This is a genomic window from Pseudomonas lactis (genome assembly GCF_001439845.1).
GTDB classification, from domain to species: domain Bacteria; phylum Pseudomonadota; class Gammaproteobacteria; order Pseudomonadales; family Pseudomonadaceae; genus Aquipseudomonas; species Aquipseudomonas lactis.
Genome location: NZ_JYLO01000024.1, coordinates 1 through 13,344, shown reverse-complemented (window position 1 = coordinate 13,344; position 13,344 = coordinate 1). Strand labels below are relative to the sequence as shown.

The window sequence follows — 13,344 nt, the reverse complement described above, 5'->3', positions numbered from 1 at the left end:
AATACATTGGCTGACACACCGCTATCGGGGGCAAGCCCCCTCCCACATTCTCTTAACCGCTCAGACCTTAATGGTGTTCGCGGGTCGCACGGAACTTCACATCCGGCCAACGCTCTTCCATCAACGCCAGGTTCACCCGCGTCGGCGCCAGGTAGGTCAGGTGACCACCGCCGTCGATTGCCAGGTTTTCCACGGCTTTATTGGAGAACTCTTCCAACTTCTTCTTATCGCTGCAATCAATCCAGCGCGCCGAATACACGGTGATCGGCTCGTAGGAGCACTCCACCTTGTATTCCTCTTTCAAGCGGCTGGCGACCACATCGAACTGCAGCACGCCCACGGCGCCGAGGATGATGTCGTTGCTGCGCTCGGGGAAGAACACCTGGGTGGCGCCCTCCTCGGCCAATTGCTGCAAGCCTTGGCGCAGTTGCTTGGACTTGAGCGGGTCACGCAGGCGCACGCGGCGGAACAGTTCCGGGGCAAAGTGCGGGATACCGGTAAAGCCCAGCGCTTCGCCTTCGGTGAAGGTGTCGCCGATCTGGATGGTGCCATGGTTGTGCAGGCCGATGATGTCGCCGGCAAACGCCTCTTCCAACTGCTCACGCTCGGAGGAGAAGAACGTCAGGGCGTCGCCAATGCGCACGTCCTTGCCAGTGCGCACGTGGCGCATCTTCATGCCTTTTTCGTATTTGCCGGAGCAGATACGCATGAAGGCGATACGGTCGCGGTGTTTGGGGTCCATGTTCGCCTGGATCTTGAACACAAAGCCCGTGAATTTCTCTTCGACCGGTTCCACGGTGCGCTCGTTGGCAACGCGGGCCAGCGGTTTTGGCGCCCAGTCCACGACGGCGTCGAGCACGTGGTCGACACCGAAGTTGCCCAGCGCGGTACCGAAGAACACCGGCGTCAGTTGGCCGTCGAGGAACTCCTGCTGGTTGAACTCATGGCAGGCGCCCTGCACCAGCTCCAGCTGGTCGACAAAACGGTCGTACTCGTCGCCCAGGTGGGCGCGGGCTTCATCGGAGTCGAGCTTCTCGATGATCTTGGTTTCGGTGCGCTCATGACCGTGGCCAGCGGTGTAGACAATGATGTAGTCGTCGGCCAGGTGGTACACGCCCTTGAAGTCGCGGTAGCAACCAATCGGCCAGGTGATCGGCGCGGCCTTGATCTTCAGGACGGCTTCGATTTCATCCAGCAGCTCGATGGGGTCGCGGATGTCGCGGTCGAGTTTGTTGATGAAGCTGACAATCGGCGTGTCACGCAGACGGCACACGTCCATCAGCGCGATGGTACGTGGCTCGACGCCTTTACCGCCGTCGAGGACCATCAGCGCCGAGTCCACCGCGGTGAGGGTGCGGTAGGTATCTTCGGAGAAGTCTTCGTGCCCCGGGGTGTCGAGCAGGTTGATCATGTGCTCGCGATAGGGGAACTGCATGACCGACGTGGTAATGGAAATACCCCGTTGCTTTTCCATTTCCATCCAGTCGGAGGTGGCATGGCGGTCGGATTTGCGCGACTTCACCGTGCCGGCCACCGCGATTGCCTTGCCCATCAGCAACAGCTTTTCGGTGATGGTGGTCTTACCGGCATCGGGGTGGGAAATAATGGCGAAAGTGCGGCGTTTCGCGACTTCGGCGGCCTGGTGGGTCATGGGAAATCGCCTGGCAGGTGAGTCAAAAAAGGGCGGCGAGTATAGCGCAAACGCGAGGGTACGGACCACCGTTGAGCCCATTGGGGGTGGCTAAATGCGCCCAAGTGTGGAACCTTTTAAAAGGTAGAGACGTCCACTCCCCTGCTATCGCACTCGGAACAGGGGCTGAAAAATCAGCAAGTTAGCCTGACGAGGCTGCGCTCATGGCTCGATCGCATACTGCATTGCCAGTATCGGCGAGTTGCTTTTCGCGAACCCATTCCAAGGCAGCCAGTCATGGCCCTGCCGCTCGGAAATGTGTTCGCCGACAGAAGAAAAAAAGGAGTCCGCCTGTGGCTATTCGCTATGGCAAAGGGCTGATAGGAGCAGTGGTTGTCGTCGCTCTCCTGGCCCTGCTGGTCCACTGGATCGGCATCAACACGATCGAACTGTACCGCGACGATTTGTTGTTTTACCTGCAAGCTCATCTGATTCTCGTCCTAGTCTCCATGCTGGCAGCCCTGATTGTGGGCATCCCCGCCGGTATCCTGCTCAGCCGACCCAATATGGTCGGGCGCGCAGAACGTTTCATGCAGATCTTCAACATCGGCAACACCGTCCCTCCCCTGGCCGTACTGGCCATCGCCCTCGGCGTCCTCGGCATCGGCAGCGGCCCGGCCATCTTCGCGCTGTTCCTCGCCTCGCTCCTGCCCATCGTGCGCAACACCTACGAAGGCCTGAAAAACGTTCAGGGCTCCCTTAAGGAAGCCGCCACCGGCATCGGTATGACCCCGCGCCAGGTGCTGTTTCGCGTGGAGCTGCCCAACGCCGTGCCGATCATCATTGGCGGTGTGCGCGTGGCCCTGGCGATCAACGTCGGCACCGCGCCGCTGGCCTTCCTGATTGGCGCCAACAGCCTGGGCAGCCTGATCTTCCCCGGCATTGCCCTGAACAATCAGCCGCAACTGTTGCTCGGCGCCGCGTGTACCGCGCTGCTGGCATTGCTGCTTGACGGCCTGGTAACCATGGCCAGCCGCCTCTGGCTGGAACGCGGGTTGCGCCCGTCTTAAGCCCGGTAAAGGAATTCACATGAAAAAACTGAGCTTGATATTAGGCTGCGTCCTGCTGCTTGCAGGTATTGCACAAGCCGCCGAAAAACCCGTGATCCGCATCGGCGCCCGGGTGTTCACCGAGCAGACCCTGCTCGCCGAAATCACCTCCCAGTACCTGCGCACCAAGGGCTACGACGCCCGTGTGACCGGTGGCCTGGGCAGCAACCTGGCGCGCAGTGCCCAGGAAAGCGGGCAACTGGACCTGATCTGGGAATACACCGGTGTGTCACTGGTGGCCTACAACCATATCGACGAGAAGCTCGACAGCGAACAGTCCTACGCACGGGTCAAAGAACTCGACGCGAAAAAAGGCCTGGTCTGGCTATCGCCGTCGCGCTTTAGCAACACCTATGCCCTGGCACTGCCGGAGAAAGTCGCGCAAGAACATCCCGAGATCAACAGCATCAGCGACCTCACCCAAGCCATGGCCCAGGAGACCAAAGAGCATCGCCTGGTCGCCCTGGACACCGAGTTCGCCAACCGCTCCGATGGCCTGGCCGGCATGGTCAAGCTGTACGACATGAACCTGACGCGCAAGAACACCCGGCAGATGGACGCCGGCCTGGTCTACACCGCGCTGCGTAACGGCCAGGTGTTCGCCGGTTTGGTCTACACCACCGACGGGCGCCTCAACGCCTTTAAATTGAAGCTGCTGGAAGACGACAAACACTACTTCCCCGACTACACCGCAGCCCCGGTGATCCGCCAGGAATACCTCGACAAGCACCCGCAACTGGCCGCCGAGCTCAAGCCTTTGGCCAATCTGTTCGACGATGAAACCATGCGTCAGCTCAATGCACGGGTCGACGTCGACCATGAAAGCCCGTCCGCCGTTGCCGCCGATTTCCTGCGCCAACATCCAATCAACTAAAAAGGAGAAGACATGGAATTTTTGAACGCCTTTTCCCATCTTGATTGGGCCCAAGTGCTGCACTTGACCTGGCAGCACATCACCCTGGTCGGCATCGCCGTGATCCTGGCGATCTTTATCGGTGTGCCCCTGGGCATTCTGATGACACGTTTCCCAACCTTGGCCGGCCCGCTGCAAGCCAGCGCTACGGTGCTACTGACCGTGCCCTCCATTGCACTGTTCGGCCTGCTGCTGCCGTTCTACTCCAAGTTCGGCCAGGGCCTGGGGCCGATGCCGGCGATCACCGCCGTGTTCCTCTACTCCCTGCTGCCGATCATGCGTAACACCTACCTCGCGCTGACCGGCGTAGAGCCAGGCATTCGCGAAGCCGCACGCGGTATCGGCATGACCTTCGGCCAGCGCCTGCGCATGGTCGAACTGCCGATTGCGGTGCCGGTGATCCTCGCCGGTGTGCGCACCGCCGTGGTGATGAACATCGGTGTGATGACCATCGCTGCCACCATCGGCGCCGGTGGCCTGGGTGTACTGATTCTGGCTTCTATCAGCCGCAGTGACATGTCGATGCTGATCGTCGGCGCCGTGCTGGTCAGTCTTCTGGCCATCTTCGCCGACCTGCTTCTGCAATGGCTGCAACGCTCGCTGACTCCAAAAGGATTGCTCAAATGATCGAACTTCAAAACCTGTCCAAGACTTTTCAAAGCAACGGCAAGACTGTCACTGCCGTCAACGATGTAAGCCTGACCGTCAACGAAGGCGAGATTTGCGTATTCCTGGGGCCCTCGGGCTGCGGTAAGAGCACCACGCTGAAGATGATCAACCGCCTGATCAAGCCCACCTCGGGCAAAATTTTGATCAACGGCGAAGACACCACCGACCTCGATGAAGTAACCCTGCGCCGCAACATCGGCTACGTGATCCAGCAGATCGGCCTGTTCCCCAACATGACCATCGAAGAGAACATCGTGGTGGTGCCCAAGCTGCTCGGCTGGGACAAGCAGAAATGCCACGACCGCGCCCGCGAGTTGATGAGCATGATCAAGCTGGAGCCCAAGCAGTACCTGCACCGCTACCCGCGTGAATTGTCGGGCGGGCAGCAACAGCGCATCGGCGTGATCCGCGCCCTGGCGGCCGACGCACCGCTGCTGCTGATGGATGAGCCGTTCGGCGCGGTCGACCCGATCAACCGCGAGATGATCCAGAACGAGTTCTTCGAGATGCAGCGCGCGCTGAACAAGACCGTGATCATGGTCAGCCACGACATCGACGAAGCCATCAAGCTGGGTGACAAGATCGCCATCTTCCGCGCCGGCAAACTGCTGCAGATCGACCACCCGGATACGCTGCTGGCGCACCCGGCCGACGAGTTCGTCAGCAACTTCGTGGGCCAGGACAGCACCCTCAAGCGCCTGCTGCTGGTAAAAGCCGAAGACGCGGCGGACAACGCCCCGTCGGTGAGCCCGGAAACCCCGGTGGCCGATGCCCTGGAACTGATGGACGAGCATGACCGCCGTTACGTGGTGGTCACCTGCGCCGAAAACAAAGCGCTGGGCTATGTTCGCCGTCGCGACCTGCACCGCCAGGCCGGCACCTGCGGCCAGTACCTGCGCGAGTTCAATGCCACGGCGGCCTATGACGAGCATTTGCGCATCCTGCTGTCGCGCATGTACGAGTTCAACCGTTCGTGGTTGCCGGTGATGGATGCAGAGCGGGTGTTCTTGGGTGAGGTGACCCAGGAGTCGATTGCCGAGTACCTGAGTTCCGGTAAGTCCCGTGGGGGCAAGACCAGCATTGTCTCCCCTGCCGAAACTGCTTTGGCCTGATAGATCGCTATCGCAGGCGAGCCAGCTCCCACAGGGGAATGCATTCCAGCATAAGAATGCAGTTCAAATGTGGGAGCTGGCTTGCCTGCGATGAATACACCGCAAATCCATCTGATTAGCCCCATCCGGGGAACATCAATCCGTCACACCGGTCGGTTACATAAGTAGCTGCACGCGGCCGCGCGACGAACGCGTGCAAAAACGCGACATTTTTAGTTGATCCCACGCCCGCCAAGCCCTAAAGTTCGCGCCGAACGTCCATGCTGGAAACGATCCATCCGGCTCAAGTACTGACGACGAGACAGCAAGGCCAAGGGCAGCTTACCCCGTGGCCTTTTTGCTTTCGGCGACATGCCTTGGGAAGTAGGCGAACCAAAGTGGGGATACGGAGGACGTTCATTTGCACCCATTGATCAATACAGTTTGCCCTTAGGAGTTCCCCAGCATGTCGATCAACGTCGAAGATTATTTCGCGCGCGCCACCTTTGACAAAATGAAGGCGTTCGCCGACAAACAAGAAACCCCATTCGTGGTGATCGACACCGCGATGATCAGCCAGGCCTACGATGACCTGCGCGCCGGTTTCGAATTCGCCAAGGTGTATTACGCCGTCAAGGCCAACCCGGCCGTGGAGATCATCGACCTGTTGAAAGACAAGGGTTCGAGCTTCGACATCGCCTCGATCTACGAGCTGGACAAGGTCATGGACCGCGGCGTCAGCGCCGACCGTATCAGCTACGGCAACACCATCAAGAAATCCAAGGATATTCGCTACTTCTATGAGAAGGGCGTGCGCCTGTTCTCCACCGACTCCGAAGCCGACCTGCGCAACATCGCCAAGGCCGCGCCGGGTTCGAAAGTGTATGTGCGTATCCTCACCGAAGGCTCCACCACTGCTGACTGGCCGTTGTCGCGCAAATTCGGTTGCCAGACCGACATGGCCATGGACCTGCTGATCCTCGCCCGCGACCTGGGCCTGGTGCCGTACGGCATCTCGTTCCACGTTGGCTCGCAACAGCGCGACATCAGCGTGTGGGACGCGGCCATCGCCAAGGTCAAGGTGATCTTCGAACGCCTGAAAGAAGAAGACGGCATCGAGCTGAAGCTGATCAACATGGGCGGCGGCTTCCCGGCCAACTACATCACCCGTACCAACAGCCTGGAAACCTACGCTGAAGAAATCATCCGTTTCCTCAAGGAAGACTTCGGTGACGACCTGCCGGAAATCATCCTGGAACCTGGCCGTTCGCTGATCGCCAACGCCGGCATCCTGGTCAGCGAAGTGGTACTGGTGGCGCGCAAGTCCCGTACCGCCGTCGAGCGTTGGGTGTACACGGATGTGGGCAAGTTCTCCGGCCTGATCGAAACCATGGACGAAGCCATCAAGTTCCCGATCTGGACCGAGAAGAAAGGCGAGATGGAAGAAGTGGTCATCGCCGGCCCGACCTGCGACAGCGCCGATATCATGTACGAAAACTACAAGTACGGCCTGCCATTGAACCTGGCCATTGGTGATCGACTGTACTGGTTGTCGACCGGTGCCTACACCACCAGCTACAGCGCGGTGGAATTCAATGGGTTCCCGCCGTTAAAGTCGTTTTACGTGTAATAAGACGGTTATAACTAAAAAGCCCATGACGTTTCATGGGCTTTTTTCTGTCTGTGGTACGCGCCCTCAGCGATCTTCGCGAACGTGCCATAACCGTAGAATATAGAGTGTCGACTGTTGAATTTCGTAGCGCATTTCGTAATGGCCGACTAAAAGTCTTCTTACGTCGCGCGGTGAAAACTCTTCAATTCTCTCACCGATGCGCGGATTATCGAGCAGCGTGTCAGGCGCTTGAGACAGTGACTGCACGATGCGGGCGGCAGCTTCGCGGTTTACAACAGAGAGGAAGTCATATAATCGAGCCAGGTCGGATAAGGCTTTACTTGTCCACCTCAGCTCCATCAGCGCGGTACCGGTAGCGGCGAATCGGTGCTCAGGCTATCTGCCCAGGCCTGCACTGCCTGGTGATCGATCACGCGCCCCGCATCTACATCTGCCATAGCCTCAAGCGTCAGCCGGCTGCGCTCTTCTTCTTGATCGACCCAATCAGCGAGGGCCTGTTTCACCACCCATCCGCGTGAGCGATCCATTCGCGCGGCAATCTGGTCAACTTTCTGAGCAAGGGCAGTGGGAATATGAGCTGTCATTACTTTGGTTTCGGCACCCATGAAAACTCTCTCTGCGGATAAATGACAAGCAGGCGATTAAAAATGATTCAAGCTTAATCATAGTGACTTAAGCCAGAGCTTCAACCTTCGATCCTTGCCGTTCATCGACAAACCGGAACACGTGAATGTGTAGAAACGGGGTCCTACAGCGTTTTCTCCAATTGGTCCGCGTGCCCTTGATAAGCCTCGGCCATGGCGCGAATCTGCGGGTCATTGGCCTGTGCCAGCGCCTTATGCGCCGTTCGCAGGAATTTGAAATTCCCAGCCGCCAAAGCCTTTCGCAGCCATTCCAGCGCAGCGTCGATCTGCCCTCTGTCCGCCAGCACCGCTGCATAGCTGAACTGCCCCCGAAAATCCCCGGCTTCGGCGGAGCGTCGGTACCATTCTACGGCTGTCTCTAGATCCCTGGGGCAATACTGGCCGTCTTCCAGATAACGCCCCAGCAGGTTCATCGACTTGGCGTGGCCCTGCCCTGCGGCCTGGCGATAAAGCGTCAGCGCTTGGGCCTGGTCTTGCTCCATGCCGCGACCGGTAGCCAACAGGTTGGCGTAGTTGTACTGGCCCCAATCCAACCCGGCGTGTGCCGCCAGGCGATATTCCCGTGCTGCGGCGGCCTCATCGACAGCGCAGCCCCAGCCATGCTCCCGGCAACGCCCGATCATATTGCGCGCCATCAGGTGACCGCCCTGCGCGGCAATCTGGAACCAGCGCAGTGCCAAGGCTTCATCGCGGGCAATGCCGCGCCCTTCCAGCAATATTTGCCCGAGCAGGGCCTGGGCATCGACCACCCCTGCCTTGGCGGCGATCAGGATGGCCTGGGCGGCGCGCACCGGGGAATCATCGAGCATGCTTTGTAATTGCTCGACGTTTAGCACTTCTTCGCGGCGCAATAAAAAGCCCATGCTCAGACCTCGACCCAGCGGCGCAACAGGTTGTGGTAGGTGCCGGTGAGCTGGATCAACGCGGGGTGGTCGGGCACGTCGCGGGTCAGTTGCTGAATGGCGCCGTCCATCTCGAACAGCAAGGTGCGCTGGCTGTCTTCGCGCACCAGGCTTTGGGTCCAGAAGAACGAGGCATAGCGCGCGCCACGGGTCACCGCGTTGACCTTGTGCAGGCTGGAGCCGGGGTACAGCACCATGTCGCCGGCGGGTAGCTTGACCCGCTGCAGGCCGAAGGTGTCCTGGATCTCCAGTTCCCCACCGTCGTAGTCGTCGGGGTCGCTGAAGAATAGCGTGGACGAAAGGTCGGTGCGCACGCGCTCATGGCTGCCTTTGGGTTGGCGCACCGCATTGTCGATATGAAAGTCGAAACTGCCGCCTGCGGTGTAGCAGTTAAGCAGTGGCGGGAAGACTTTATGCGGCAGCGCGGCCGACATGAACAGCGGGTTGCTCCACAACCGTTCCAGCATCGCCGCGCCGATTTCCTTGGCCAGGGGGTGGCCTTCGGGCAATTGCAGGTTGTGCTTGGCTTTGGCGGATTGGTGCCCGGCGGTGATTTTGCCGTCAGCCCATTCGGTCTCTTCCAGGGCCTGGCGAATGCGCAGCACCTCCTCGCGAGAGAACAGGCCGGGAATGTGCAGCAACATGGGGGCAATACCTGCGATCAGAGAGGCGTCAATGGTATTGATTCTTATCCGCCCTGTAAAACGCGGGGACGAACGAGAACACAAAATCCGTAAAGAAAAAGTGTAAAGAATGTAAATTTGATGCGAATAGCAATATCTCGCAATTGATACAAAGTCTTGTTGGCCCTATATTCCGCGACCTCACAACCTTGGGGAAGGGACACGTCATGTCGCGCACTATTCTAAAAATACCGGTCAGTTCACCACGCATGCTGGCTTCGGCCATCGGCGTTGCCCTGAGTGCCGGCTCCGCCGCCCACCTGGCGCAGGCGGCTGAAAATACCGAGCCAAAAGGCGAGCGCAACCCTATCTCCCTCGGCGCCACCAACATCACCGGCCAGGATCAGGACAACACCTCCTACCAGGTGGAAAAAGCCTCGTCGCAGAAATACACCGCGCCGCTGGTGGACACGCCGCGTTCGGTCACCGTGGTGCCGCAACAAGTACTCAAGGACACCGCCGCCACCTCGTTGCAGGATGCCTTGCGCACCGTACCGGGTATCACCTTCGGTGCCGGTGAAGGTGGCAACCCTCAGGGCGACCGCCCGTTCATCCGTGGTTTCGATGCCCAGGGCGATACCTACCTAGATGGCGTGCGCGATACCGGTGGCCAGAGTCGCGAGATTTTCGACATCGAGTCCATCGAAGTCAGCAAAGGCCCGAACTCTTCGTTCGGCGGTCGTGGCTCGGCCGGTGGCAGCCTCAACCTGGTGAGCAAGACCCCACAAGCGCGGGACTTCACCAACGGCGGCTTTACCTACGGCTCCGACCAGACCCGCCGCTACGTGCTCGACGTGAACCGCCAGTTCCTGGACGACAGCGCGGCCTTCCGCCTGAACCTGATGAGCCATGAACAAAATGTGGCTGGCCGCGATGCGGTGAACTACGACCGTTGGGGCGTGGCACCGTCGCTGACCTTTGGCCTGGGCACACCGACCCGCGTCAACCTCAGCTACTACCATATGGAAAGTGATGACCTGCCGGATTCGGGGATTCCGTATGGCTATGGCTCAGCGACCGCCACGGCCCACGTGCATGACAAACCCAACGACGGCGGCGACAGCAACAACTTCTACGGTTTGAAAAGCCGTGACTTTCGCAAGACTCGCGCAGACATCAGCACGTTCTCCATCGAGCACGACCTGAACGACAACATGACGCTCAAGAACACCCTGCGCCACGGCAGCACCGGCCAGGACTATGTGCTCACTCAGCCGGATGACAGCAAGTTCAACGTCAACCGCTACGGCACCGTCTGGCGTCGCGCCAACAGCCGTGTCTCCACCACGACCACAACCACCAACCAGACCGATCTGTTTGGCAGCTTCCAGGCCTTGGGCTTCAAGCACACTTACTCCACTGGTGTCGGTTTTTGAAATAGATGCGACTTTTTTGAAATTAATGCGACTGGCGTACTGTGTGCCGCTCTTAGTCTCGACTAACGATGCTGGAGGCTCAATCGTCGGCGCCAGTGGACATTAATGCGACTGGCTTTTGACCAGTGTCAACAGCCCCCCGCTATCACAAGCCACTATTGACGCGCAGCTGCAATAATCAGTTGCCACTTCACCCCTTGATTTACCGTAGTGAACTCGCGCTGGTCACCGCTGTTGATGGTGAAACTACTGGACTGGTCGTATCCCTCACTGACAGGCCTTTGTACTTCAACATCACCAAACATTTTCTTATCGAAACGGATCAGTTTTTTGTAGTCGAAAACGTACTTAACTAGGATCTGCCCGTCGCTTGTGACCCTTGGAGTGAACACTGCACTGACACCTTCGGCAAACGTCCCAGATTTGGGCCACCACTTACCACCACTCTTGACTGCAGATTCGATGAATCCAATTTGTGTAAGCTCTTGATAAGGCGCCGGTACACCGTTTTGTCCGGACAAATCAAACCTCTTGACCGTCTTACCGTCACGAGTGAGCTCAGCAGACACGGAAATCATCTCGGACGCTGGAGCCGCTTGTGCGGCAGTTGTTATTGCTGCAATTACAGCAAACAGAACTGCTTTCAATTTCATGGATCTTCCTTGGTAAAAAAAGGGGCGAAATGCCACCCCCGTACTGGCTTAACCCCGTCGAGCGGCGCTAAGAAGTGAACAAGTACTCTGCTGTTAATCGTTTTGGCTCCGGAAGTTTTTTCACCAACTGAGTCCGAGTAAGTTAGTTCACTCTGCCATCATCACAGTGATTGGCGGGATCTCCTAACAGCAATTAGCCGCTCGCTTTGGGGAAAACCCAACCGAAATATGATCACCGATCCTGGCATGCTCTTCACCTCCGCCACGCACTGATGCAGGCTCATGATCGACCGAACAATCGCCAGGCCTAACCCGGTGCTACCCTGCGAGCGGGAGCGACTACTGTCGACTCGATAGAACCTATCGAACAGATGCGGTAGTTGTTGCGCTTCAATTCCTGCACCGGAATTGCTTACCAGAAGCGAAACTTGGGTCGCTCCTTGTTCAATCAGCAACGAATCGAGTTTTCTACACGCCTCTAGAGCATCACCAAAACACCTTAACGGCTCGCAAAGTCAGGTTCTTCACTGAGGTTCCATGGAAGTTTTGAAGACTCGTAAGCTTGAACACGCGGCCGGACTACGTCTTTCAGCGCTCGGACCACCTGACGCTGATGTAGCACCTGAGCATCATCAACACCGAGCAACTCCCTTGCCACCCTGTCGGCAGCACGAGCGTCGGACATCCCCTCAGCAACAAGGTCCCAACAAGCCAGCCCGGCAATCATCGGCCTAGCGCTGGTGAAGGCCCCCATGAGTTCATGGCTTTCGGGCGGATCCGTCATCAAATCGAGCAAAAGCCTCTCGCCACGGCCTTCAGAATCGCAGTCCTCGTATGGTTGGTAAACACCACGGTTTAGTCTCTCAACCATTCGTAAAGCTTTGGCCCCGCGTTGCGTGATACGGAGCAGAGCCTCTATCTGCCTCATAGGGGGAAGAGGTTTTAAAAGGTCAAACTCCAATACAACCCGGTCTTTTAGTTCATGGCCGTCAATGGTGACTTCATGCTCGTCAGTCGTGTATGCATAAACACCCCGTGGCCGTACACGCTCAGGAAAGCGGACGGGCGCCTGGAGGGAAGAGATTGTGTTCACCGGGTCTCCGACTCTTATCGTCGGCTCCTCTTCACCTTCAAACTTCAACTCTTCGGTTGCTATCACAGGCCTGCACTCTCCATGAGTTGAAAATCTTCCTCTTGCGTTTAGCTCTTGGCGACCTTTGGTTGAAATAATGTAGGACCACCAGTCATGGAGCAACGCAAGATCAGTCTCGATCGAGAAATCCGAAAGCCAAAAGCCGCGATAATGGTCGAGATTGTTCTTGATGACCCAAGCTCGCCTACCAAACTCTTTCGTTGCCTTTTTTATCAACTCTGCATGTTGGGGATCGCTCACCCTATTCAACATGTGCTTTCCGAATTGGACAATGTTGAGGACTACTTCTTCTCCGCCTTCACAAGGCTCGTCCAACTCGCTCGAGAAACTCCCAAAAAACGACTCGAGCTCTGCTCTCAGCCCCAAGAGCTGGGAAAAAACGTCACCTTGGCATAGGCGAGCTTTTCGCTTGGCGATCTCAATCCAGAACAGGCGTTCTAGGCCATCCTTTACCCACAGCTCGGATTCCGTATATTCAGCTTTCGGCATTTGTCAACTCTAATTTGGGTCATCCCCGTTTGGAATAGCATCGAGTTCGGGGCAATCGTAATCTCTCAATCGCCAAGCAGTTTAGTGAAAACCTTGGCTTCCATTAACCGGCAGACGGAGATTACCTATGCCTATACTCGCTCCAGGGTTCCGAGAACTGAACCATAAACGCATCACTCAGCTTGCTAAAGAAGGTTTGAGTCCTCAAACGATTGCAGGGGTCATCCGTGACGAGACGCAATCAGATGTGAAGCTAAACGCCGCTGACATTCCCCCCTCTGGCAGGATAGTTGTCACCCTCCAGTTTTCCCCAGATAGGCGGTAAAGGACACCGATGTGGCCCGTTATTCCCATGAGCGAAAAGAAGCCGTGCTGAGCAAGTTGTTGCCGCCTTACAAC

The 13,344-nt window shown here is 57.8% G+C and carries 12 protein-coding genes and 2 pseudogenes; 6 read left to right on the top strand and 8 right to left on the bottom strand.

Annotated elements, in window-relative coordinates; genetic code table 11:
- Window positions 1-67 precede the first annotated feature (67 nt).
- The gene (locus TX24_RS29455; RefSeq protein WP_003188476.1) at window positions 68-1,651 is read right to left on the bottom strand and encodes a peptide chain release factor 3; all 1,584 of its coding nucleotides are present in this window, start codon (window positions 1,649-1,651) and stop codon (window positions 68-70) included.
- Between the two features lie 332 nt (window positions 1,652-1,983).
- Between TX24_RS29455 and TX24_RS29450 the strand changes: the two genes are divergently transcribed.
- The 5 genes from TX24_RS29450 to TX24_RS29430 all read left to right on the top strand — a co-directional run bounded on the left by TX24_RS29450 (window position 1,984) and on the right by TX24_RS29430 (window position 7,042).
- Window positions 1,984-2,700 carry an ABC transporter permease gene (locus TX24_RS29450; RefSeq protein ID WP_003188475.1) on the top strand — a complete coding sequence of 239 codons (717 nt, stop codon included), beginning with the start codon at window positions 1,984-1,986 and terminating at the stop codon, window positions 2,698-2,700.
- Window positions 2,701-2,719: 19 nt separating this feature from the next.
- Complete coding sequence (locus TX24_RS29445) at window positions 2,720-3,613, top strand: glycine betaine ABC transporter substrate-binding protein (RefSeq protein WP_003188474.1); 894 nt, start codon at window positions 2,720-2,722, stop codon at window positions 3,611-3,613.
- Between the two features lie 12 nt (window positions 3,614-3,625).
- Window positions 3,626-4,279, top strand: a complete 654-nt coding sequence (locus tag TX24_RS29440) for an ABC transporter permease (protein ID WP_003188473.1) — start codon at window positions 3,626-3,628, stop codon at window positions 4,277-4,279.
- Window positions 4,276-5,433 carry an osmoprotectant ABC transporter ATP-binding protein OsmV gene (locus TX24_RS29435; RefSeq protein WP_003188471.1) on the top strand — a complete coding sequence of 386 codons (1,158 nt, stop codon included), beginning with the start codon at window positions 4,276-4,278 and terminating at the stop codon, window positions 5,431-5,433. Before TX24_RS29440 ends, TX24_RS29435 begins: the two co-directional genes overlap by 4 nt.
- 445 nt (window positions 5,434-5,878) lie before the next feature.
- Window positions 5,879-7,042 (top strand): type III PLP-dependent enzyme, encoded by a 1,164-nt coding sequence (locus TX24_RS29430; protein ID WP_003188470.1) that lies wholly within the window; start codon window positions 5,879-5,881, stop codon window positions 7,040-7,042.
- 66 nt (window positions 7,043-7,108) lie between these two features.
- Here TX24_RS29430 and TX24_RS31560 read toward each other — a convergent pair whose 3' ends face one another.
- The 4 genes from TX24_RS31560 to TX24_RS29415 all read right to left on the bottom strand — a co-directional run bounded on the left by TX24_RS31560 (window position 7,109) and on the right by TX24_RS29415 (window position 9,235).
- Window positions 7,109-7,384, bottom strand: coding sequence for a type II toxin-antitoxin system RelE/ParE family toxin (locus tag TX24_RS31560; protein ID WP_080765562.1), 276 nt, complete (start codon window positions 7,382-7,384; stop codon window positions 7,109-7,111).
- Window positions 7,384-7,650, bottom strand: coding sequence for a CopG family ribbon-helix-helix protein (locus TX24_RS29425; protein ID WP_003188468.1), 267 nt, complete (start codon window positions 7,648-7,650; stop codon window positions 7,384-7,386). The genes TX24_RS31560 and TX24_RS29425 overlap by 1 nt, the downstream gene beginning before the upstream one ends.
- Before the next feature lie 143 nt (window positions 7,651-7,793).
- Window positions 7,794-8,552: a tetratricopeptide repeat protein gene (locus TX24_RS29420; RefSeq protein WP_034134851.1), complete on the bottom strand. Its 759-nt coding sequence runs from the start codon at window positions 8,550-8,552 to the stop codon at window positions 7,794-7,796.
- Window positions 8,553-8,554: 2 nt separating this feature from the next.
- Window positions 8,555-9,235 carry a Fe2+-dependent dioxygenase gene (locus tag TX24_RS29415; protein ID WP_003188464.1) on the bottom strand — a complete coding sequence of 227 codons (681 nt, stop codon included), beginning with the start codon at window positions 9,233-9,235 and terminating at the stop codon, window positions 8,555-8,557.
- 206 nt (window positions 9,236-9,441) lie between these two features.
- Here TX24_RS29415 and TX24_RS29410 point away from each other — a divergent pair.
- Window positions 9,442-10,647 (top strand): annotated as a pseudogene (locus TX24_RS29410) (TonB-dependent receptor); the annotation flags it as partial.
- Window positions 10,648-10,805: 158 nt separating this feature from the next.
- Here TX24_RS29410 and TX24_RS29405 read toward each other — a convergent pair.
- The 3 genes and pseudogenes from TX24_RS29405 to TX24_RS29400 all read right to left on the bottom strand — a co-directional run bounded on the left by TX24_RS29405 (window position 10,806) and on the right by TX24_RS29400 (window position 12,945).
- A complete protein-coding gene (locus TX24_RS29405; RefSeq protein ID WP_057710194.1) occupies window positions 10,806-11,303 on the bottom strand; it encodes a hypothetical protein in 498 nt (165 codons plus the stop codon).
- Between the two features lie 161 nt (window positions 11,304-11,464).
- A pseudogene (locus TX24_RS31555) lies at window positions 11,465-11,764 on the bottom strand (ATP-binding protein); the annotation flags it as partial.
- A gap of 38 nt (window positions 11,765-11,802) precedes the next feature.
- Window positions 11,803-12,945, bottom strand: a complete 1,143-nt coding sequence (locus TX24_RS29400) for a hypothetical protein (protein ID WP_057710193.1) — start codon at window positions 12,943-12,945, stop codon at window positions 11,803-11,805.
- Window positions 12,946-13,344: the final 399 nt, after the last annotated feature.

Coding starts and splice junctions, on each gene's coding strand:
- TX24_RS29405 (WP_057710194.1), bottom strand. CDS start 11,303: ATGAAATTGAAAGCAGTTCTGTTTGCTGTAATTGCAGCAATAACAACT.
- TX24_RS29400 (WP_057710193.1), bottom strand. CDS start 12,945: ATGCCGAAAGCTGAATATACGGAATCCGAGCTGTGGGTAAAGGATGGC.
- TX24_RS29445 (WP_003188474.1), top strand. CDS start 2,720: ATGAAAAAACTGAGCTTGATATTAGGCTGCGTCCTGCTGCTTGCAGGT.
- TX24_RS29430 (WP_003188470.1), top strand. CDS start 5,879: ATGTCGATCAACGTCGAAGATTATTTCGCGCGCGCCACCTTTGACAAA.
- TX24_RS29425 (WP_003188468.1), bottom strand. CDS start 7,650: ATGGGTGCCGAAACCAAAGTAATGACAGCTCATATTCCCACTGCCCTT.
- TX24_RS29440 (WP_003188473.1), top strand. CDS start 3,626: ATGGAATTTTTGAACGCCTTTTCCCATCTTGATTGGGCCCAAGTGCTG.
- TX24_RS29435 (WP_003188471.1), top strand. CDS start 4,276: ATGATCGAACTTCAAAACCTGTCCAAGACTTTTCAAAGCAACGGCAAG.
- TX24_RS29415 (WP_003188464.1), bottom strand. CDS start 9,235: ATGTTGCTGCACATTCCCGGCCTGTTCTCTCGCGAGGAGGTGCTGCGC.
- TX24_RS29455 (WP_003188476.1), bottom strand. CDS start 1,651: ATGACCCACCAGGCCGCCGAAGTCGCGAAACGCCGCACTTTCGCCATT.
- TX24_RS31560 (WP_080765562.1), bottom strand. CDS start 7,384: ATGGAGCTGAGGTGGACAAGTAAAGCCTTATCCGACCTGGCTCGATTA.
- TX24_RS29420 (WP_034134851.1), bottom strand. CDS start 8,552: ATGGGCTTTTTATTGCGCCGCGAAGAAGTGCTAAACGTCGAGCAATTA.